The organism is Nitrospinota bacterium, from assembly GCA_035528715.1.
GTDB lineage: Bacteria > JADFOP01 > JADFOP01 > DATKYB01 > DATKYB01 > DATKYB01.
The window spans coordinates 22,091-43,881 of record DATKYB010000051.1 but is presented as its reverse complement, the minus strand read 5'-3'; the positions used below and the strand labels follow the sequence as shown (position 1 = coordinate 43,881).

General features: G+C 35.7%; 19 protein-coding genes. 1 reads left to right on the top strand and 18 read right to left on the bottom strand.

Features of this window, described 5'->3' with window-relative positions; all coding sequences use genetic code 11:
• Window positions 1-75: 75 nt before the first annotated feature.
• The 6 genes from tyrS to galU form a co-directional block, all read right to left on the bottom strand.
• The gene (gene tyrS, locus VMW81_03915; GenBank protein HUU50086.1) at window positions 76-1,302 is read right to left on the bottom strand and encodes a tyrosine--tRNA ligase; all 1,227 of its coding nucleotides are present in this window, start codon (window positions 1,300-1,302) and stop codon (window positions 76-78) included.
• Window positions 1,303-1,337: 35 nt separating this feature from the next.
• Complete coding sequence (locus VMW81_03910) at window positions 1,338-2,585, bottom strand: hemolysin family protein (protein ID HUU50085.1); 1,248 nt, start codon at window positions 2,583-2,585, stop codon at window positions 1,338-1,340.
• A gap of 4 nt (window positions 2,586-2,589) precedes the next feature.
• Complete coding sequence (locus tag VMW81_03905; GenBank protein ID HUU50084.1) at window positions 2,590-3,837, bottom strand: hemolysin family protein; 1,248 nt, start codon at window positions 3,835-3,837, stop codon at window positions 2,590-2,592.
• Window positions 3,838-3,872: 35 nt separating this feature from the next.
• A complete protein-coding gene (thiL, locus tag VMW81_03900) occupies window positions 3,873-4,892 on the bottom strand; it encodes a thiamine-phosphate kinase (GenBank protein ID HUU50083.1) in 1,020 nt (339 codons plus the stop codon).
• 118 nt (window positions 4,893-5,010) lie between these two features.
• Complete coding sequence (gene lon, locus VMW81_03895) at window positions 5,011-7,383, bottom strand: endopeptidase La (GenBank protein HUU50082.1); 2,373 nt, start codon at window positions 7,381-7,383, stop codon at window positions 5,011-5,013.
• Between the two features lie 47 nt (window positions 7,384-7,430).
• The gene (gene galU / locus VMW81_03890; protein HUU50081.1) at window positions 7,431-8,294 is read right to left on the bottom strand and encodes a UTP--glucose-1-phosphate uridylyltransferase GalU; all 864 of its coding nucleotides are present in this window, start codon (window positions 8,292-8,294) and stop codon (window positions 7,431-7,433) included.
• Between the two features lie 120 nt (window positions 8,295-8,414).
• Here galU and anmK point away from each other — a divergent pair, with 120 nt between their 5' ends.
• Window positions 8,415-9,611 (top strand): anhydro-N-acetylmuramic acid kinase AnmK, encoded by a 1,197-nt coding sequence (anmK, locus tag VMW81_03885; GenBank protein HUU50080.1) that lies wholly within the window; start codon window positions 8,415-8,417, stop codon window positions 9,609-9,611.
• A gap of 56 nt (window positions 9,612-9,667) precedes the next feature.
• Here anmK and VMW81_03880 read toward each other — a convergent pair whose 3' ends face one another.
• From VMW81_03880 to VMW81_03825, 12 genes are all read right to left on the bottom strand, one after another.
• A complete protein-coding gene (locus tag VMW81_03880; protein ID HUU50079.1) occupies window positions 9,668-10,036 on the bottom strand; it encodes a TraR/DksA C4-type zinc finger protein in 369 nt (122 codons plus the stop codon).
• Window positions 10,037-10,063: 27 nt separating this feature from the next.
• Window positions 10,064-10,903 carry an agmatinase gene (gene speB / locus VMW81_03875; GenBank protein ID HUU50078.1) on the bottom strand — a complete coding sequence of 280 codons (840 nt, stop codon included), beginning with the start codon at window positions 10,901-10,903 and terminating at the stop codon, window positions 10,064-10,066.
• 148 nt (window positions 10,904-11,051) lie between these two features.
• The gene (secF, locus tag VMW81_03870; protein HUU50077.1) at window positions 11,052-11,957 is read right to left on the bottom strand and encodes a protein translocase subunit SecF; all 906 of its coding nucleotides are present in this window, start codon (window positions 11,955-11,957) and stop codon (window positions 11,052-11,054) included.
• A gap of 29 nt (window positions 11,958-11,986) precedes the next feature.
• Complete coding sequence (gene secD, locus VMW81_03865; protein ID HUU50076.1) at window positions 11,987-13,534, bottom strand: protein translocase subunit SecD; 1,548 nt, start codon at window positions 13,532-13,534, stop codon at window positions 11,987-11,989.
• Between the two features lie 134 nt (window positions 13,535-13,668).
• On the bottom strand, window positions 13,669-13,986 hold the full coding sequence (gene yajC, locus VMW81_03860) for a preprotein translocase subunit YajC (protein HUU50075.1): 318 nt from the start codon (window positions 13,984-13,986) through the stop codon (window positions 13,669-13,671).
• Window positions 13,987-14,088: 102 nt separating this feature from the next.
• Window positions 14,089-15,216 (bottom strand): tRNA guanosine(34) transglycosylase Tgt, encoded by a 1,128-nt coding sequence (tgt, locus tag VMW81_03855; protein ID HUU50074.1) that lies wholly within the window; start codon window positions 15,214-15,216, stop codon window positions 14,089-14,091.
• A gap of 27 nt (window positions 15,217-15,243) precedes the next feature.
• Complete coding sequence (locus tag VMW81_03850; protein HUU50073.1) at window positions 15,244-16,521, bottom strand: TRAP transporter large permease; 1,278 nt, start codon at window positions 16,519-16,521, stop codon at window positions 15,244-15,246.
• Window positions 16,518-17,012: a TRAP transporter small permease gene (locus VMW81_03845; GenBank protein HUU50072.1), complete on the bottom strand. Its 495-nt coding sequence runs from the start codon at window positions 17,010-17,012 to the stop codon at window positions 16,518-16,520. Before VMW81_03845 ends, VMW81_03850 begins: the two co-directional genes overlap by 4 nt.
• A 148-nt stretch (window positions 17,013-17,160) precedes the next feature.
• The gene (gene dctP / locus VMW81_03840; protein HUU50071.1) at window positions 17,161-18,162 is read right to left on the bottom strand and encodes a TRAP transporter substrate-binding protein DctP; all 1,002 of its coding nucleotides are present in this window, start codon (window positions 18,160-18,162) and stop codon (window positions 17,161-17,163) included.
• Between the two features lie 14 nt (window positions 18,163-18,176).
• Window positions 18,177-19,046 (bottom strand): TRAP transporter TatT component family protein, encoded by an 870-nt coding sequence (locus tag VMW81_03835; protein HUU50070.1) that lies wholly within the window; start codon window positions 19,044-19,046, stop codon window positions 18,177-18,179.
• Between the two features lie 133 nt (window positions 19,047-19,179).
• Window positions 19,180-20,688 carry a hypothetical protein gene (locus VMW81_03830; protein HUU50069.1) on the bottom strand — a complete coding sequence of 503 codons (1,509 nt, stop codon included), beginning with the start codon at window positions 20,686-20,688 and terminating at the stop codon, window positions 19,180-19,182.
• A gap of 21 nt (window positions 20,689-20,709) precedes the next feature.
• Window positions 20,710-21,789, bottom strand: a complete 1,080-nt coding sequence (locus tag VMW81_03825; GenBank protein ID HUU50068.1) for an MlaD family protein — start codon at window positions 21,787-21,789, stop codon at window positions 20,710-20,712.
• Between the last annotated feature and the right edge of the window lie 2 nt (window positions 21,790-21,791).

Genomic DNA, 21,791 nt, shown 5'->3' with positions numbered 1-21,791 from the left:
TCTTTAAAATATAATAACTTTTACTCTCCTTGTCAATATGTCAAAGTATTATAATAACTTATCTTAAATTATCTGTTATTTATACTTCCTTGGAAATATCTTAAGAAACTGCCTTTTACCAACCTTTATTCGATATTCTTCATTACTATTTAATTTATAATCTATATCACTGATTTTTTGCTCATTTACTGTAATAGCCCCTTGTTTTATAAGGCGTACGGCTTCAGAGCTGCTCCCTACATCAACATAGTCATTTTCTTTCAAAATGATAGTAAGCTTTTTTTCCTCCTCTTGATATGGCCAAGTTGTTTTTGGGGCATTTTCAGGAAAATCCTTTTGAGTAAAAATCTTATTAAATTCTTCCTCGGCTTTCTCAGCCAATTCTTTATTGTAAAACCTTTCTACAATTTCTTTTGCTAACTTTATCTTTGCTTGTTTTGGATTTAATCTGTTTTTTTCTATATCTTTTCTTATTTTTTCTATTTCATCATCGGTTAATTCACTTATTGTCTCATAATATGTCATCATCAATTGATCATTTATGGACATAATCTTCCCAAATATTTCTTTGGGAGATTCATCAATACCTATATAATTTCCAAGACTTTTACTCATTTTTTGTTTTCCATCAATTCCTACTAAAATAGGCAACGTAATGATGACCTGAGGCTCTAATCCATATGTTCTTTGTATTTCTCTGGCAACCAACAGATTAAATTTTTGGTCTGTTCCACCTATTTCTATATCTGCTTTTAATTTTACTGAATCATATCCTTGGATTAGAGGGTAGAGAAACTCATGAATAGTTATCGGCCTTTGTTCTTTATATCTTTTCAAGAAATCATCCCTCTCTAACATTCTTGCAACCGTATAAGTAGCACATAATTTTATGAGGAACTCTGCACTCATTTCCTCCATCCAATCACTATTATAGACAATTTTTGTCTCTTGGGGGTCTAGGATCTTAAATATCTGATTTTGATATGTTTTTGAGTTTTTTATAATTTCATCTTTTGTTAATACCGGCCTTGTCTCATTCTTGCCACTTGGGTCTCCAATCATGGCTGTAAAATCTCCAATTAAAAAAATTACATTGTGCCCTAATTGTTGAAATTGCTTTAGCTTACTTAAGAGGAGTGTATGACCTAAATGAATATCCGGAGAAGTTGGATCAAATCCCGCCTTGATATTTAAAGGCCTCTTTGATTCTTGCGATTCTTTTGCCTTTTTAATCAGCTCCTCTTTATTAATAATCTCAACCGTGCCTTTTTCTATTATTCTTAACTGTTCTTTAAGATTCACGAATAATCTCCAAATCTTAATGTAAAAAACTTTCGTTATCCCTCTTTATTTCTGCTGATCTTGATACTCTTTACTCTCCTATCACTTGCATCTTCAATCTTTAACGATAAATCTTCATATTTAATAATGCGACCTATCTTAGGAATCCTCTGGAGGTAATCAATAACAAATCCTCCAAGGGTTTCATAATCCCCTTTTGGTAGATTAAAACCTAATCTTTCATTTATGGCATCTATCTCCATCCTCGCATCGATTAAACAACTTCCATCAGCAAGTCTTTCATAAAGAATCTTTTCTGAATCATATTCGTCATGTATCTCCCCGACGATCTCTTCCAATAGGTCTTCTAATGTAACAATTCCTATTGTTCCCCCATATTCATCGACGACAACAGCTAACTGCAATCCTTCCCGTTGAAATTCTTTTAACAGATCGTCTATTCTTTTAGATTCAGGAACATAATAAACTGGACGAATAATATTAGAAATCTTTTTCTCCTCTTTTGGCAGTAATAAAACATCATACACATTTATTATACCAATAATATTATATATTTTTTCGCTATATATAGGAATCCTCGAGTAGCCAAATTTCTCAGCTATATTGACCACATCTTCCACTAAAGATGTTTCTCTTAGTGCAACAATATCTACTAAAGGAACCATAGTCTCCTTTACTGTTGTATCACTAAAGCCAAATATCTTCTTTATCATTTTCTTTTCTTCACCCTTTATATCACTCCCTTTTTTGACACCCGTTCTAACAATATGCTCTAACTCTTCCTTTGTAACAAAAGGATTTTTAGAACTGATCTTTCCATGTGTGAATGTAATGATAAAATTTGTTATTCTTGTCAGGATAAATATAACTGGATAGAACAAATAAGACATAAATCTTATAGGGTAAATGACTCGAAGAGAGAGTTTATCAGCATAATGTTGAAATATGGTTTTTGGGAGAATTTCACCAAAGTTTAAAACTAAAAGAGACATTAGAATAAGAGAATATAACTCGCCTTTTGCACCAAATAGATAAATCATTGTTGATGTAGCCACTACCGTATTGATTACTAACGATAAATTTGTCCCTACCAGAGTAGTAGCTAATAGATATTCCGGTTTTTCTAACATTTTTTCTACAAGCTTAGCAGATCGTAATCCCTCTTCTGATTTATTTTTTAATCTGATTTTATCGGAAGAAACAATTGCAATCTCTGAACCAGAAAAAAATGCCTCGCTTGCCAAGCACAATAAAATAATGATTATTGTTAAGAGAAAATCCAAAACTTCATTTCCTCCTTTCAACCCTCAGCTCTAATATTCTCGTGCCTTTCATCCTTTCAACTTTAAAAACAAAATCATCATAGCTGATTAAATCCCCTTTTTTAGGCAACTTACCAAAGAGATGAAAGATATAGCCTCCAATTGTATCGAAATCTTTGCTTTCGATCTTACAATTCATTACTTCATTAAATTCATCAATCGGCATCATTGCAGACACCTTATATATATTTCCATCTATTTTCTTTATCAGACTCTCTTCTTTATCAAATTCATCGGTTATCTCTCCAACCAACTCTTCTAATAAATCCTCCATTGTAACCAGTCCAGAAACCCCTCCATACTCATCCATTACGATTGCCATGTGGATCTTATTTGCCTGAAATTCCTTAAGCAGCTCATTTACATTTTTTGTTTCAGGAATAAAGTATGGCGAATGTAAAAATTCTTTCAATTTGAATTCCTTTACATCTTTCCTATAGAAGGTTAAGAGATCTTTTATGTAGAGTATGCCAACTATTTTATCAAGGCTCTCCTCATAAACAGGAATCCTAGAAAAAAGGGTATCTTTACACTTCAAGAATATCTCTTCTGGCTTTTCTTCGATATCAATACTAAAGATATCTGTTCTGGGTGTCATAACCTCAGAAACCTTTGTGTCTCCAAACTCAAATACCTTATGTATCAATTCCTTTTCTTCTACCTCTAAGACACCCTCATCATGTCCTACATCAACAAGGGTTCTAAACTCATCCTCTGTAATTGCATAACCCAAATCCTTTGATTGAAAACCAAATAGGCGCCCCACCAAATCAACAAATTTCGCAAGAGCTTTTCTCAAGGGTCTGATTAATTTAGAAAAAAGTTTCAAGGGGCCTGCAACTAATAGGGAAAACTTTTCAGGAAAGATTATCCCAAGAGTCTTTGGCACTGTTTCACCAAATATTAATAAAAGGGTTAATCCGATTATAATAGCCAGATATACATTTCCGTAAAAACTTAAAATGATTGATGTGATTGTAACTGAGACTGCTACATTTACACACTCATTGCCTATCAATAGGGTGATAATTAAATTTTTTGGATTTTTCAATAAAGAGTATGCCCACCGGCAGGAAAGCTTATTGCTTGCCTCAAACTTTCTTATCTGATGTTTATTAATTGAAAAAAGGGCTGTTTCAGAACCAGAGAAAAAGGCAGATAACAAAAGCAAAAAGATTAAGAGAATTAAACGTAATAAAAGGGATGGATCCAAATCCTTATTCCTTATTCCTTATATAGAGAAATTACTTAACTTTTGAAATGTTCATACCCTGTCCTGTTCAGAGGGAATAAAGTATTATCCTTCTGTACGAGATTTATCCCCTCTTCCAATTTCACTATTTCTCCAATATGAGATATAGGAGTATTGAGAGATTCTTTCAATGTCGTCAATCTTTCTAAGTCTTGCTTCCTGACCGTAAATAAAAGCTCGTAGTCTTCTCCTCCGTAAAGAGCAAATTCTAAAGGGTCTTCTCCAAAAGAATTAACCAACTCTTTCATCTCTTTAGAGATTGGAATAGATTCTGTAAGAATTCTTGCACCAACCTTACTCTGCTCAGATATTCTCTTTATATCTGAAGCGATACCATCACTCAGGTCTATCATAGAAGAGGCTAATTGATTCTCTGCTAAAAATTTTCCCTCCTCAATTCTTGGAGATGGAAAAGAGTGTCTTTTGATAACAAAATCTGCAGATTTTTCAAGTCTCGGGCTTATCTTATCTTTCTTCTTTATATCAAAAACTTTTAACCCTGCAAAAGAATCTCCTAAAGTACCTGTCACAAAGATACTATCTCCGACTTGAGCTCCCCCTCTGGTAATGATAAGATCTTGAAACTGCCTCCCTAATAATACAATATTAATTATCAATCCTGATTTTGATAAAGCAGTATCTCCTCCAATAATCGATACATTGTATTTTCTGCTATACTCACTCAACCCTTTATAAAAATCGTCTATAAACTCTACCGTTATATATGAAGGGATACCCAGAGAAACTAGTGCATAAAGAGGCACTGCTCCCATGGATGCAATATCGCTTAGATTGACTGCGAGGGATTTTAAAGCCAGTTGTTGAGGTGAGATTTGGTCTAATTGAAAGTGAACTCCCTCAATCAATATATCTGTGGTTGTTATTAGTAAAGAATTAGAATCAAACTTTGTAACAGCACAATCATCTCCGATACCCAGAAAGACCCTCTCGTCAGTTTCAATATGTCTATTCATCTTTTCAATTAACTTAAACTCTCCTATCTCTTTTATTTCCATTAAAAGCATCCAACCATGCGTCTCAATTGACTTAAAACATACTTTCTTATCTCTTTAGAGCTAGGCAATTTTATCGCTAATCTTCCGTTTTTAAATAATGAACTTATATGAAACATCTCTAAGCCCTTATTTTTCTTTTTAATCTTTTTGCCAAAAACTTATCTAAAATCTCATCCATTTCCTCTGCAAAAATGAGTTCTAATCCTCTCTTTACATTATGAGGCACTTCTTCTAAATCCTTTTCGTTTAACTTAGGTAAAATTACTTTTTTAATTCCTGCTCTCTTTGCAGCCAATATCTTCTCCTTTATCCCACCAATAGGCAATATCCTGCCCCTTAAGGTTATCTCTCCTGTCATTGCCACACCATTCTTTATAGGTATCTTTATCAAAGAAGAGATTAATGCTGCTGCCATGGTAATTCCAGCTGAAGGGCCGTCTTTTGGTATAGCCCCTGCTGGAACATGGATATGAATATCTGTTTTTGAATAGAGATCGTCTCTTAATCCCAGTTCTTTTGACCTCGAACGTGTATAACTCAAAGCTGCCTTAGCCGACTCCTGCATAACTTCTCCCAACTGTCCTGTAAGGGTTAATACTCCTTTCCCCTTCATTGATGTTGCCTCAATATAGATAATCTCTCCCCCTGCAAGGGTCCATGCCAATCCAGTAGCAACTCCTACTTGGTCTTTGCTCTTATCTATTTCTGATGGAAATTTTCTGACCCCAAGATATTTTTGGAGATTTTCAGTATTAATTCTATAAATCTTCTTTTCTCCTTCAGCGATCTTCATTGCTACTTTTCTGCATATAGACGCTATCTCCCTTTCAAGATTCCTAAGACCAGCCTCTCTTGTATACTGATTTATTATCTTTAGTAAAGCCTTGTTAGATATCTTTAGATAATCTCCTTCGATTCCATTTTCATTCGTTTGTCTTGGTATCAGATACTTTTGTGCAATCTTCAGCTTTTCTTCATCAGTATATCCCGAAATATTAATAATCTCCATCCTATCCTTGAGAGCAGATGGTATGGGATCGCTCAGATTAGCAGTTGTTATAAACATCACATTAGAGAGATCCAGGGGAACCCCTAAATAATGATCAGTGAAGGTATTGTTCTGTTCTGGATCTAAGACCTCCAATAATGCAGAAGCGGGATCACCTCTAAAATCTGTCCCAATTTTATCAATTTCATCCATCATAAAGACTGGATTATTAGAATCTGCCTGACGAATTCCCTGAATAATCTTTCCTGGTAGGGCCCCAACATAGGTTCTTCTGTGTCCCCTAATTTCAGCTTCATCCCTTATCCCTCCTAAAGATATCCTTATAAATTCTCTACCCAAAGCTCGAGCTATAGACTTGCCGAGAGAGGTTTTACCTACCCCAGGAGGTCCAACAAAGCACAAGATAGGACCTTTCATTTTCTCTTTTAATTTTCTAACCGCTAAGTATTCTAAGATTCGCTCTTTTACCTTTTCCAAATTATAATGATCTTCCTCTAATACTTCAGAGGCTTCTTTTATCTCTAAATTATCCTTCGTTTCTTTACTCCATGGCATTTCAACCAACCATTCTAAGTATGTTCTCACAACAGAAGCTTCAGAAGCGTCAGGATGCATTCTCTCTAACCTTTTTAATTGCCTTTTTGCCTCTTTCTCAACCTCTGGAGGCATTAATGATTTCTCTATCTTATCTTTAAACTCATTTATCTCTTCTGTCTTTTCATCTACTTCTCCTAACTCTTTTTGAATAGCCCTTAACTGTTCTCTTAAAAAATATTCTCTTTGGGTCTTTGACATCTCTTCCTTTGCTTTGTTTTGAATCTTGTGTTGCATGTTCATAAGTTCCAATTCTTTATTTAACAACTCAACTACCTTCTTTAGCCTTTTCTCTGGATCGGTTATCTCAAGAATAGACTGACTTTCTTGACCCTTCAGTCCGATATTAGATGCTATGAGATCTGCGAGTCTACCTGGTGATTCCAAGCTATCAGCCACTACTAAAGTATCTGGAGAAATAACCTTCCCCAAAGAAATAATCTTATCTAATTGGTCTTTTATACTCCTCATCATTGCTTCTAGTTTTAATGATTTTTTAGGTTCTGGTGGTTCTTTTATGGATTCTATGTCAACAATGGAAAAAGGATCCTGCTGAATGTATTTCAAAATCCTCGCCTTTATTAAGCCCTGTACTAAAATCTTTATCCTTCCATCTGGTAATTTTAGCATCCTTACAATCGTAGCAACGGTTCCAATATTGTACATATCTTCTGGTTGGGGATCTTCTATATCTGGTTCTTTCTGACTAACCAACATTATCATCCTATCATTAGCAAGCGCATAATTCACCCCTTGTATAGAACGTTCTCTCCCAACAAATAAAGGAGTAACCATATAGGGAAATATAACTATATCTCTTACAGGTAAAAGAGGTAATGTTTTGGGAATCTTATGATCTGTCTTCTTTCTGGAGTTTTTTTCTTTCATAAATGAAACTCTTCTAAAAAGATCCTTTAAAAAATTCTGCTAATACTTTATAATTTTAAACCCTTAAGATAAGCTCGAAATTCACTACCCAGATCAGGACGCATGAGAGCATATTCCACTGTTGCTTTTAAAAAGCCAAGCTTATCACCTGCATCATATCTCTTGCCTTCAAAGTGATAACCATATATCTTTTGAGTTTTGAGTAATAGCTTCAATCCATCAGTCAGCTGTATCTCTCCTTTTCTGTCCGGCTTTGTTTTTTTAAGTAAATCAAATATCTCTGGTGTTAATATATATCGTCCAATGATTGCCATGTTCGATGGGGCATTGCCGATCTTTGGTTTCTCAATGAGATCTAATATCTCCCAGAGTCTTTCTCCTGATTTCTTAGGTTTTATGATACCATATTTATGAACTTCCTTTTTATTTACTTTCTCTACAGCTATAATAGATGATTGAATCTTTTCGTAAATATCCATCATCTGTTTTATACACGGTTTCCTGGAATGAATAATGTCATCACCCAATAGGACTGCAAAGGGTTCATTTCCAACAATATCTTTGGCACACAAGATCGCATGACCAAGACCAAGCGCCTCTTTTTGACGAACATAACAGAGTGTAACCATGTTTGAAATTTTTTGGACTTCTTTTAGACGAGAGTAGTCACGGTTTGCCTTTAATACATATTCTAACTCAAAAGAGGTATCAAAATGATCCTCGATCGCCCTCTTATCCTTACCCGTTACGAGTATTATATCCTCAATACCAGCAGCCACTGCCTCCTCAATCACATATTGAATTAAAGGTTTATCAACCAAGGGTATCATCTCTTTTGGCGATGCCTTAGTCGCTGGAAGAAATCTTATTCCTAATCCTGCTGCTGGGAAAACCGCCTTCCGTATCTTCATATCATGTTCTCCTATTTTCAAGCCGAAACTCTCTATTTACATAAGAGAAGATTAGTGTTAATATTTTCCTAAATTTATGTAATATACTATATTACAAAACGTTATACAAAGTCAAGAACTATGGATGATAAAAACGTGATTGGCCTTGTTTCAGGAACTTCTGCTGATGGAGTCGATGCAGCTATCGTAAATATAAAAGGCTTTGGATTAAATTCAAAGGTTAAATTAGTCGATTTTCAGACCTTTCCCTACCCAGCTAAAATAAAAAAGGAGATACTGAAGGCATCATCTCCAGATAGTTCAAGGGTAGACCAAATCTGTTCTTTAAATTTCCTTTTAGGGAAGGTATTTGCTGGAGCAGCTTTAAAAATTATTAAAAAAAGCAAAATGAAAAAAAGAGATATAGCCCTCATAGGTTCTCATGGACAAACTATCTATCATATGCCTCATCAATCATCTAAAAAAAATGCAAAAACACCCTCAACTCTTCAGATAGGTGAGCCATCTATAATAGCTGAAATGACAGGAATAACTACTGTATCTGATTTCCGACCAAGAGATATTGCTGCTGGAGGAATGGGGGCTCCCTTAACGCCTTATGTACACTACCTCCTTTTTAGGAATAAAAAAGAGACGAGGGCTGTCCATAATATAGGAGGAATAAGTAATGTTACTGTAATTCCTGACAATAATGATATTGACAAAGTCATTGCCTTTGATACAGGACCAGGTAATATGGCTATTGATGGAATTATTTCAAAACTTACAAGAAATCATAAAAAATATGATGAAATGGGAGAGTGGGCTTCAAAAGGGAAGGTTGACAAAAGGCTTTTTGATATCCTTATGAATCATCCCTATATTACAAAACCTCCTCCAAAATCTACTGGTAGAGAAGAATTTGGAAATCACTTTATTGATAGGATTTTAAAAATTGCAGAGAAGTATAATATAAGTGATAATGATCTGATAAGTACGGTAACTGCTTTTACATCAGATTCTATTATTTTAAATTATAAACTATTTGTTCTCCCAAGATTTAATCTCTCGAGAATTATCTTCGGGGGTGGAGGAACTAAAAATCTTACTTTACTATCCTGGTTAAAAAAGGGGTTGGCACCTCTATCAATTCATACAATGGAGGACTATCATTATTCTTCCGATGCACTCGAGGCTATGGCATTTGGCATTCTTGCTAATGAAACAATCTCTGGGATTCCAAATAATCTACCCCTTGTAACTGGTGCAAAGAAAAAGACAATCTTAGGAAAGATTGTTCCTGGAAAGCTTAAGAATTCTTTTCTGTTTCAAAGATAAAATAGCGGATTTTAAAAAAGATTCGTAATACACGAATTCTTATGATTGTTAAATTCTCATATCTCTTTAGATTCCATTTCCATTTCTGACTGACAGTCTCTGCAATAGGGTGTTAAAGGTAAAGCCAACAGTCTCTTTTTGCTTATCTTCTTACTACACATGTCACAAATGCCATACGTTTTATCTTTGTCTTCTATCTTTCTTAAAGCCTCATCTATTGCCTTTAACTCTTCTCTTTCTCTACTGCTTAACATATAATGTATCTCTAAATCTCTTGAAGCCGATGCTTTATCTAAATCATCTCCATGACCCAGTTCTAAGGCACTATCTTCAGTAGACTTTTTTTCAGATATTTTCTTTAAAAGATATTTCCTCTTTTCTAATAATACCTTCTTTTGTCCCTCCCATTCTTTGCTTGAAACCATTTTTGTTCTCCAAATTAAAGATTAAATCTAATTTCCTTTAAATATGTACCCTATTAACTTATATATGAGTCTTGCTGCTAAAAAATCAGGGGAGACATTGCCTGATATTGGAGCCAATTCAACAACATCGAATCCAACAATTTTTTTTCTTTGAGAAAGAGTGTGAAGGAAATTCAATATGTCATACCACTGGAATCCACCAGGTTCAGGAGTCCCCACAGAAGGCATAATAGAGGGGTCAAGGACATCAAGGTCTATAGTTAGATAGACCTCTTCAGAGAGAGAAGACATAATCTCTTCAAAAAAGGTCTTATTTTTAAAGATGTCTTTAGCAAAAAACACTACTCTTTTTCTCTTTTTGACAAAGTCTGCCTCCTCTTTAGAAAGGCTTCTTATACCCACCTGAGTAACAGGGGTAAAATCCAGTATTCTTCTTATCACGGAGGCATGACTATATTTTGTTCCACAATAGGAATCTCTTAAATCGGCATGAGCATCTAATTGTAATACTGAAAGATTTTTAAATTTTTCTCTATGAGCCTTAACAGAAGCAATCGTAATAGAATGTTCACCCCCCAGAGTAATAACTAATCTCCCCACCTTTACCTCTGGTGAAATAATTTCAAATACCTTTTCAATCATCTCCTTTGGATCATCACAAAGAGGTTTTATTTCATTTAAGGTATGAATTCCTATTTTATATATTTCCTCCTTGAGTTCCTCATCATAAAGCTCAAGATTTTTTGAAGCCTCAATAATGGCTCGAGGACCCTTTCTTGTTCCTTTTCTATAAGAAACGGTTCGTTCATAAGGAATGGGAATAATTAGTACTCTTGAACCTTCATGATTTGAATATTTTAAAGGCAACCCCCCAAAATTATTGGGTATGAAGAAATCTTTTTTAGACATTTATAGATGAATAAATTATTCTCTATTTTTAAAAAAGTATTAATATACATCTTTTTTTTTTCTTGTCAAGGAGAAACTTGAAATACAGAAAATGTTTAAATAATCTTTATAAAGCTTTACGTTTTGACTTAGACCGCCACATTACTAAGATGGGGCTGGCAATAAAAATAGAAGAATATGTTCCGACGATTACCCCTACGATGAGGGCAAAGGAAAAATTATTGATTACCTCGCCCCCCAAGAAAAAGAGGACCACGAGAACAATGAGAGTCGTTAGGGAAGTCAACAATGTCCGACTGAGGGTCTCATTAATACTATTGTTAATTGTTACCTCATAGGCCTCTTTCTTTCGAACCTTTAGGTTCTCTCTGATTCGATCAAAGACAACTATTGTATCGTTTAGAGAATAGCCGATGATAGCCAATAGGGCTGCAATAATAGGAAGATTAATCTCTCTATTTGTCAATGAAAAGGCAGTTAAGGTAAACAAAACATCATGGAGCAATGCAATAATAGCAGCCACTGCATACTTAAACTCAAATCTCCATGCAACATAAAAAACAATCCCTAAAAGGGCATAAGATATAGCTAATAATGCTTTTCTTCTCAAATCCTTTCCAACCTGGGGACCAACCATTTCTGTTCTCTCAACCTCAAATTTTCCTAGATCAGGAGATTCCGCTAGAGCTCTCTTAATATCTCCTTGCATCCCCTCAAGGCCAGATTCTGATTTCTCTACCCTGATTAAGATTTCCTTTTCATTACCAAAATGTTGGATAACACTGTCTCCTAAATCTACACCTCTAAGTCCCTCTCTAATTTCATCTATTTTAATATCTTTTTGAAATCTTAACTGAACTAAAGTCCCCCCTACAAAGTCAATCCCGTAGTTAAATCCCCCCTTTATTAAAAATGAGCTGATTCCGACAATAATGATTGCAGATGATAAAATGAGAAAAGTTTTCCTTTTGCTAATAAAATTAATATTGATACCTGGCTTTATAATTTCCATATTATTCTATTTCTCACTCCTAAAAGTCATTATATGCTTAACTTTTTCACCCTTACTCTGCTGAGAACAAGATCAAATACAACCCTAGAAACAAAGATAGCTGTAAACATGCTGGCGATTATTCCTATTATAAGGGTAACCGCAAAACCTTTAACTGGCCCAGTTCCAAATTGAAAGAGGAAAATGGCAGCTATCAGTGTCGTCACATTTGCATCAAGAATCGTTCGAAATGCCTTTGAAAAACCTCCATCCACAGCTGCCCTCACTGTTTTTCCTAACCTTAATTCCTCTCGAATCCTCTCAAATATCAATACATTGGCATCAACTGCCATTCCGATTGTCAATATAATTCCTGCTATACCTGGAAGGGTCAAGGTAGCCCTAAAATATCCTATTGCACCCACAAGGAGTAAAATATTCAATATGAGCGCTCCGTCCGCTACTAAACCCGATAACCTGTAATAAATAAACATAAAAACTATTACTAAAATACCCCCCAATATCATGGAGTTTATCCCTTTTTCAACAGAATCCTTACCAAGAGATGGTCCAACAGTCCTGTTTTCCAGAATCTTTACTGGAGCAGGCAAGGCACCTGCCCTTAAGACAATAGCAAGATCATGAGCTTCCTCCATCGTAAAAGAACCAGATATCTGAGCACTTCCGCCAGGAATTTTTTCTCTAATCACAGGGGCTGAATAGACATTTCTATCTAAAATAATAGCAAGTCCTTTTCCTACATTGTCACCTGTTATCTTCTTAAAGATACGAGCCCCTGTTTTATCAAAGTTTATAAGGACATAAGGTTCATTGAACTGTCGTGAATCTATTCTTACCTCGGCATTGGTAAGATATTCTCCTGTAAGGAGTGTCCTCTTTTTTAAGAGATGGGGTCTTTGTGTTACTTTTCCAGACACTTTATCAATCTTTTTTTCATATAAAATTTCATATCCTTGAGGGATTTTTCCTTTTAAAGCCTCCTCTATACTATGATCTTCATCAACCAGTTTAAACTCTAACAATGCTGTTTTTCCTATTAAGTTTATAGCCCTATCAGGATCTTTCACCCCAGGAAGTTGAATAAGAATCCTCTTCTTCCCCTGTCTTTGTAGTGTTGGTTCTGCTACTCCAAACTGGTCAATACGGTTGCGAATCGTTTCTAATGCCTGGTCAACTGCATTTTCTTTAATTCTTTTTACATTTCGACCCATAAAGGAATAGGCTATATGACCTTCCTTGTCCTCCCATGCTCTCTCTAAAGAATAACTCTTTATTATCTTCTCAATCTTTTTTAAGTCCCGATCAGATATCGGTTCAAAAATAATATTGTTTTTTTCATCTTTCTTTATACTTACCTGTCTTATCCTTTCTTTTCTGAGATCACTTCTTATATTATCCACTATCCTCTCAACAGCGTTTTCCACTGCCTTTTCCGTCTCTACCTCCAGAATAAGATGCATACCACCTTGGAGATCTAAACCTAATTTTATCTTTTCTTTTAAAGGCGTGGCAGACCAAAGAGAGATTACAAGAATAAAAATGATGAGTAATATTCTCCACATCAAATTCCTTTTCATACCCATTCCCTACTTCTAAAAAAATTGTTTTTTAAGTAATAGAAATTATAAAGAACTCGACCGATTATATAAAGTTAATGATCAAAAACAACGGTTAACCGGTATAATTCTCAACTTAAAGATAAAATATTTATCTATTCACTTTTCTTCTTGATCATGGCTATGGCTGACCTACTGACTCTCAGCTTCACCTGTTCAGACACCTCAAGATGTACTATGTCGTCTTTAACCTTTGCTATACTCCCGTGAATTCCTCCTGATGTTACGACTTCATCACCCTTTTTTAAGCTATCGATCATCCTTCTATGATCTTTCTGTTTTTTCTGTTGTGGCCTGATCAAAAGAAAATAGAATATGACAAAGATTAAGATAAGAGGTACAAAAGCACTGAAAGTACTTCCACCTCCTTGAAGTGGTGAACCACCCATGGCATAAACTGAATCAATGAACAATATCCTCACCCCCTTATTTGCTGAACTCGTTAGTTATCAACAAGATTTTAAAAGTGAAAAAATATCAAATTCTCAAGAGATTGTCAACTATTTAACAAAAAACTATTTTTGGTATATCTTTCTGGTATTATTGATCTGTTCAAAATTATCAATAAAATCTGATAGTTTATCCATCTCTATTGCTTTTCTCGTTTTTTCCATCAGTCTTGTGAAGAAAAAGATATTATGGATGGTATTTAATCTTAAGGCTAAAATTTCCCTCGAAATAAACAGATGTCTTAAATAAGCCCTTGAATAATTTTGACATGTATAGCAATCACATAATGGATCGATTGGACGATCATCTTTTATATAACAAGAATTTGTTATTGCTATCTTGCCATTATGGGCAAAAAGGCCTCCATTCCTGGCATTTCTTGTTGGGATAACACAATCAAACATATCCGCCCCATGAACAACCGCTCTCAATATGTCTTCAGGTTCTCCGAGTCCCATAATATATCTAGGTTTATCATAAGGAATAAAAGGTAAAGTAAACCCCAGCATTTCATACATTAACTCCTTAGGCTCTCCAACACTCAATCCCCCAATAGCGTACCCATCAAAATCAAGGGATACTAAGTCTTTTGCGCTCCTCTCTCTTAGATCTTTAAACATTCCCCCCTGTACTATTCCGAAAAGAGACTGGTTTTTATTTCGATAAGCCTTTTTACAGCTTCTTGCCCATTTTGTTGTCAATTCTGTAGATGCAAGGGTATATTCATATAGGGAAGGGTAAGGAATACATTCATCAAAAGCCATTATGATATCAGCACCCAAAGCTTCTTGAATCTCAATACTTTTTTTTGGAGAAAATTGATGATCTGTTCCATCAATATGGGATTTAAACCTCACCCCATTTGAAAAGACTCTTCTAAGCAAACCCAAGCTGAATACTTGAAATCCCCCACTATCCGTCAATATAGGCCCATACCAATTCATGAACCTATGGAGCCCTCCCATTTCCTCTATTATTTTATGACCCGGTCTTAAATAGAGATGATAAGAATTGCCTAATATGATATCCGCATTACACTTTGTTATATCTTCAGGGGTCAATGTTTTTATTGTGGCCTGAGTTCCTACTGGCATAAAGGTAGGGGTTATAAATTCTCCGTGAGGTGTGGTTATCTTGCCAAGCCTCGCTTTTGTATATTTTTCTTGATGAATAATTTTAAAATTATGTGACATTACTGTTATCCTACAAACAAGATAATTTTAATAACTCCCCCAGATTATTTCTACTAACTTCAAGCTTAAAATAGGTAGATATGTTATGAGAATAAGGATAGGAAGGCGTATGGCAACAAAGGGTAAGGTCGCTCCGTATAATTTTAAAACAGGCTCTTTAAATCTAAAACTGGAGATAAAGAGATTGATGCCCACAGGAGGTGTAGAATATCCGATCTCTAAATTGGTGAGAAAAATGATGCCTAAATGTATAGGATGTATTCCAAAGTCTTTTGCAATAGGGATGATGAGGGGTACCACCACGATGATAGCAGAAAATATATCCATGAGGCACCCCACCATAAGGAGAAAAATGTTTAATAAGATTAAGAATACGATCTTATGTGTTACATAGGTCTTCATAAAACCTAGTAATTTCATCGGTATTTGCTGGTCAATGAGGAAATTAGTGAGACCCAAGGCTGTACCTAAGACAATCAGGATACCACCAACAAGCAGCATGCTCTCTTTGGTGATGCGCGGGATATCTTTAAAGAGATTGAGGTCTTTATATATAAAGACCTCTACAATCAGGATATAAAAGGCTGTTATTGCAGCAGCCTCACTTGCCGTAAAGTAGCCTCCATAAATACCAATAAGAATAATAAAGGGAAGGGGAATCTCCCAGACAGCTTCTTTAACAGATTTTATAGCATTTTCAAAAGAAAAGGGTTCCTTCGGCACCTTTGATGAGTAACCTTTTTTGACACTATAAAGAGAAAGAACAGCTATCAAAATAAGGCCTGGGATGATACCAGCCACAAATAGTTTATCTATACTGGTTTGAGCGATAAGACCGTACATGATAATCGGGAGGCTAGGAGGAAAGAGAAGGCCCAAACCTCCAGATGATGTGATAAGCCCAAGAGAAAATCCCTCGGGATACTTCTCCTTTAGGAGTATGGGATAAAGAATACCGCCTAGAGCAATAATGGTAACACCAGAAGCCCCAGTAAAGGCCGTAAAAAAGGCGCATGCTACTAATGTAACTATAGCCAACCCGCCAGGTAGCCAACCGAAAAAGGCTTTTGAGAGATTGACAAGACGAAGAGGCGTATTGCTTTCAGCCATAATATAGCCCGCTAATGTAAAGAGGGGAATGGCTATAAGGGTGGAGGAACTGGTCATCCTGTACATCTCAACAATGATAGCAGCTGAATTGATATCGATGCTGTAGAATCCCAAGAGAGCAATCGAAGATATCACAACAAAAAGGGGGACACCAAGCAAAGCCAATAAAAGGATCAATCCAACAAGAAATGTCATCGAGATTCCTTTCTTACAATTTCATAAATCCCCTCAAATATCCTGATTAAGAAATGAAGAGATATAAGGGCAAAGGCAATCGGTATGATTGATTCCATTACCCATGTAGGTATATTTAAAAAGAGAAGGCTTCCTCCGAGTTTCTCTGATACTACAAATGTGTAGGAGGCCTTTGTAAGCAAGATCGTAACAAAGAGGGAAAGGGTATCCATGCCTAGATAAATCTTGGGTTGTGCTTTTTCGGAGAAGAATTTTGAAAAAATATCTATTTTGATATGTCTTCGCTCACTGGTTACCAAAACCGCGCCCAAAAGACCGATCCAGAGTACAAGGTGCCTTAAAAATATATCTGCCCAGATAATGCCAGCTGAGAAGATATTTCTAAGAACAACTTGGAAAAATGCCAAGAAGACCATAAGTATCACAAAAGATATTAAAATGGTCTCCTCAACCCTTTTCAAAAATTGATCAATATCTTTAAAAATTTGCATATAAAAATAATTTCTTTATCAAGAAAAGTTGAAAAAACATAAATTTATAATCTCTTAACAATTTAAGGATAATTTCCAAAAGGGCCTTAGATAATAAAAAGAAAAAGGCCAAATTGAATGGGGAAAATAATTCTGCCCTAAATTTTTTTCAGGGCTTCTTTCTAAATTCCTCTAAGTTATGAATCACCTTTTCGAGAAGCTCCCTGTTATAAAGCTTACCTATAAGCATCTCCCTCACACTCTTTCCCGCTTGATTGTATTCTTCAATTTGACCCTTTGAAGGGGACACCAATTCTATCCTATTCTTTTTTAAAACCTCAATGGATTGATTATTATCCTTTCTCGTAAGAGTAACCAGTCTTCTCATATGCTCTTCTGTCTTTTGCTTAAGGATATCCTGCATCTCTTTGGGAAGTTTATCAAAGGTGTTCTTTTTTATAAGAATAGCAGCCGTAGCATTGGTCATAGGAAGATCGAGCATAAATCTTATCTTTGTAAACCACTGAAGCACAATCACACCGAGGGGAGAGGTATAAGCTGCCTCTATGAGTCCTGTCTGCAAGGATGTATGCACATCAGGAACAGAGAGAGGAATAGGGTTGACATTAATGGCCTTAAAGAACTCACTGGCTAATGGGTCTCCTTCCCACACCCACATCTTGAGTCTTTTCATGTCTTGGATCGAAGCTATCTTTTCCTTGGAATAGAAATAGACAAAACCGACCTCTGCCCAGGCAAGCAGGACAAAACCCTTTTTCTCAAAGGAATCATAAAAAAACGGATATAATTTTTGACGGAGATAATCGACCTCTTTATAACTTCGAACAAGAAAGGGAAGATCGAGAACCCGAATTGAAGGGAGGACCTCACCCAAACCCACACCGGTAAAAGCAGCGGAATGGACTTGTCCCAGTCTCATCTTGCGTAGAACATCCTTTTCATCACCTGAAACACCCCCAGGAAAGATCTTAAATTTTAAATTTCCCTTTGTGGCCTCCTGAACACTCTTATCTAACTCTCTCATCACCTTCATCCATGTAGATCCCTCAGGGGCTAGTGTGGAGAATTTGATTTCATACTGCGATGCATGGAGGGTATCATTAGCCATAAGAAATAAAGCGAGTAATACAATCTTTATAAAGAGTTTCATTTGAATACAATCTCCTAAAAATATTGAGCCATATCCCTTAGAGACCCCTTTGCCTTTCTCTTTGCTACTTGATTAGATAATCTCTGTTCAGGTAATATATCGGGTGAGGTCTCCAATACTTTATCGATTAATCTCTTAAATAGTTCTTCGTCTTGCACCTGAACCGCATAGAATCTGGCATATAGAAAATAGCTTATTAAAAATTTTCCTTTACTCAAAGAAACAGCCCTTTCAAAATGATGCTTTGCCTTTTCAGGGTCTCCACCAAGCATCCTTGGTCTGCTTGAGTAGTAGGTTGCCAATAAAAGATGCGGACTCCCATAATAATACTCTTCATTTAACACTAAGATCCTCTCCATTAAGAGCTTTACTTTTGGAATACCTACCAATGCCTGAGGAGAATCCCTGTTCAGATTGATCCATCCCCCCCAGCAATAGGTTGTCCAAAAAAGGGAGGATATATCCTCCTTATCAAAATCCTTCAAAGAGCTTTTAAATTCTTCAATGTCTCCCTTAAGCGCCTTTTTGAAACCTCCCTTCTTTTTTAATACCCTCAACCCGTAATCCGCCCCTCTTTTATAAAGCATTTCTGCCCTTTTAGAATCATCGTCTTCAACGAACAAAAAAGCATAACCGCCAAAAGCTTGTGCAGCCCAGATTAGAAGCCTTTCATTTGAAGGATCGGCCTTAATCAATCCTTCTAGAAGCTTTAGGTTTGAGGCACCTGCTATCTTAGCTAATTCTGGATCCTCTTCTTCATTAAAAGAGATAAGATTAAAATCGATAAGGGAAGCCGCTGCATTTATTGCTAATCTTTGAGGAGTACATCCATAGATACTAAGGAAGAATCCGAATATAATGATCATCATTCTCTTTAACATCATTCTTTTCACCGCTTAAGCCATTATAAAATTACACAATTATTATTATCAAAGCCCTCTTTGTCAAGCATAAGTTTATCTTGCTTTATTAACATAAGATTTTAAAGAGTAATGAAAATTGACCAGAAAGGAGAAGTTATTCTTGGTTAGAACTAGAGCTTCCCCATTTAAAACCCCAAGGAAGATAAAAGAGATGAAGAGATTTTCTATCGGCATTATTTCTAAACTTGATCAATCCCTTTAACAAAGATAGATCAAGATTATTATCTAAGCCATTTTTATAATAATCAAAGATATAAGCAAGCTCAAAACGAGAATTTTGATTTGATTTTTCTCTGCTCATTAACTTCCATAAAAGATCCCATGATGAAGACCCATCAACATCCTTCTCATATCTGTAAAGAGTCAAAAAAGGATAGTTTCTCTCAATCCCTTCATCTCGAATAGGAAAGAGATAGGGAAGAGAAAACTTGATTGAACTATCTTCTTTTCTTTTATAATTGAATAAAGGCCAGAAATGAACCTCTCTTTTGCTCTTATTCTTTTCCTGCCAGACCTTCTGTTGATCTTTATTAATAAAGAGAAATCTCTTTGTTGTCCTTTTATAATCTGCCCCATCCTCTTCCTGAGACCAGTATAGGGGTGCAAGAAAAAATGATTTTTTGTAATCCTTCCTCTCTTTATATCCATAGATAGGAAAAATCCGGAAGCCCTTTCTATCATCCCCCTTTGTCTTTGAAAAAATAGGAAAGAAGCTATGATTCTCATATCTTTTCTCTCTATCCACAGTATGGGAAAAGAACGGCCAGAGTATGGTTGTTGAAGTTCGATCTTTGGATTTCATAGAACTGTAAAAAGGAAAAAATATCCTTGTCTTTGTTGGACTTTCAGTATTTAAACCTGTATCCTCTGAAAAAAAGAAGGGCCAGAGATAAAAATTCTTTCTATAGATACCCTCTTTTTCTCTATACCCAAAAAAAGGCCATAACTGCAGACCTTTTTGGTTTTCTCCCTTTTCATGCTCAAATATAAACCACAAGATATTGGTCTTTTTTACATCCCCCTTTGTTGATCTCGAATAGAGCGGCCATAAAAAAAAGTGGGCGTCATCCTTGCCGAACCTATCCTTTAAGTTACCAGCAAGGGGGAAAACCCCTCCATAATTCTCTCCTTTTTCTGTCTTTCCCCCGTAAAGAAGTAAAAAATTAAATCTTTCGTCCTCTCTCTTTTTCGATGAAATTAAAGGAGTAATCCTAAAGTCTTTTTCCCCATCCCTTACTTTATTTTTTCCAAGAGGATATAAGAACTCTGTATCTTCTTTTTCCGCAGCTTTATCTTTAATTTTATAGAAAAATGGGCTAAGACCAACCTCTCTCTTATCAGGGTTATCTTTATAGGTAAAAAAAGGGCCCAAGAGATTTATTTCTTTAGCATTCTTTTTTTTATCCTTGTCATAATATATAAAAGGCCAGAGGTTAATGATTTTTCTTTCATCTTTTTCCTCTAAATATATTTGCGGATTATCCTGCTCTTCACTGGTGGGGTTACCATATAACTTAGGGGGTAAGGTTAAAAAAGAGAGAATAAAAATAAGGGATAAGTAACGATATCTTGATATAAAAGTTGTAAAATTTCTTATGATCACGACTCCTGTTAGGTTTTTTTATTAAAAGAGAAAACCGAGCATAACACCCAGAACCGATACAGGTGCTTGTTCTTCCATTCCCTCAGCGGTTCTATTCAGCTTTTTTAGGGCATTTCTTGCTTCGACATACAGGGAATCATCCGTATAGAGCTTCCCGATAGTCCCTTCTCCTTTGATGATCTTCTTTGTAATCGTGTTTAAATTTTCAATGGCATCTTTGGTCTCATTATAAAGGGTTTCATCATTGATCAACTTTGCCAAACTCCCCTCTCCCTTGCCTACCTTCTGGGAAATCTCATAAAAATTATCCAATGACTCCTTTAATTTAGGAACACTCTCTCTTAAATTATCCAATGTCTTTTTAGCCTCATTGTAGAGCGTATCGTCATTAACCAATTTCCCAAGGGTTCCCTCTCCACTCTCTATTTTCTTGGCAATACGATCTAAACGTGGAACCGTATTTTCGCCTAAGAACCTAAAGTCCTCTGACATCTTATCAAAATTATCTACGATTCTATTTAACTTCTCCTTATCAGAAAAAACAGTTTCATTAAGACTCTTAACCGCGGAATTCAAATTTTTAAAAAGCCCTTTAAAATCCTCTTTTCCTTCTTCAGAGGCAAATATCTCCTTTAGAGGTTTGATAACTGACCTTATGTCTTCAGCCATTCCATCAAACTTTTCCATCAATCCATCTAAATCAGCACCTCCTTCGCCAACCTTTATTATACTTCCAGGCTTCAGCACAGGCTTATCAGGAGAACCAGGACTGACCTCCACATACTTTTCACCCAAAAAGCTCTCTGACTTGATATACGCAATAGCGTCTTCTCTCAAAATGACTTTCTTATCAAACCGCAATGCTACCCTTGCTTTGCCCTTGTCCAGGGTAATGCTTTCTACCTTGCCCACCTCCACACCTGAAACCCTAACAATCGACTTTCTATCCAATCCTGCAACATTATTAAAATAGGCAATGATGACATCTCCTTTTTCCTTAAAAAGACTGAGCTCTCCAACCGTTATTGTCATATATAAGAGAATCAAAAAGGCTAAAAGTCCAAACAGTCCTACTTTAGCCTCTGAGGTTAACAGTCTCATTC

Coding starts and splice junctions, on each gene's coding strand:
- thiL (HUU50083.1), bottom strand. CDS start 4,892: ATGGAAATAAAAGAGATAGGAGAGTTTAAGTTAATTGAAAAGATGAAT.
- lon (HUU50082.1), bottom strand. CDS start 7,383: ATGAAAGAAAAAAACTCCAGAAAGAAGACAGATCATAAGATTCCCAAA.
- galU (HUU50081.1), bottom strand. CDS start 8,294: ATGAAGATACGGAAGGCGGTTTTCCCAGCAGCAGGATTAGGAATAAGA.
- anmK (HUU50080.1), top strand. CDS start 8,415: ATGGATGATAAAAACGTGATTGGCCTTGTTTCAGGAACTTCTGCTGAT.
- VMW81_03880 (HUU50079.1), bottom strand. CDS start 10,036: ATGGTTTCAAGCAAAGAATGGGAGGGACAAAAGAAGGTATTATTAGAA.
- secF (HUU50077.1), bottom strand. CDS start 11,957: ATGGAAATTATAAAGCCAGGTATCAATATTAATTTTATTAGCAAAAGG.
- secD (HUU50076.1), bottom strand. CDS start 13,534: ATGAAAAGGAATTTGATGTGGAGAATATTACTCATCATTTTTATTCTT.
- tgt (HUU50074.1), bottom strand. CDS start 15,216: ATGTCACATAATTTTAAAATTATTCATCAAGAAAAATATACAAAAGCG.
- VMW81_03850 (HUU50073.1), bottom strand. CDS start 16,521: ATGACATTTCTTGTTGGATTGATCCTTTTATTGGCTTTGCTTGGTGTC.
- VMW81_03845 (HUU50072.1), bottom strand. CDS start 17,012: ATGCAAATTTTTAAAGATATTGATCAATTTTTGAAAAGGGTTGAGGAG.
- dctP (HUU50071.1), bottom strand. CDS start 18,162: ATGAAACTCTTTATAAAGATTGTATTACTCGCTTTATTTCTTATGGCT.
- VMW81_03835 (HUU50070.1), bottom strand. CDS start 19,046: ATGATGTTAAAGAGAATGATGATCATTATATTCGGATTCTTCCTTAGT.
- VMW81_03825 (HUU50068.1), bottom strand. CDS start 21,789: ATGAGACTGTTAACCTCAGAGGCTAAAGTAGGACTGTTTGGACTTTTA.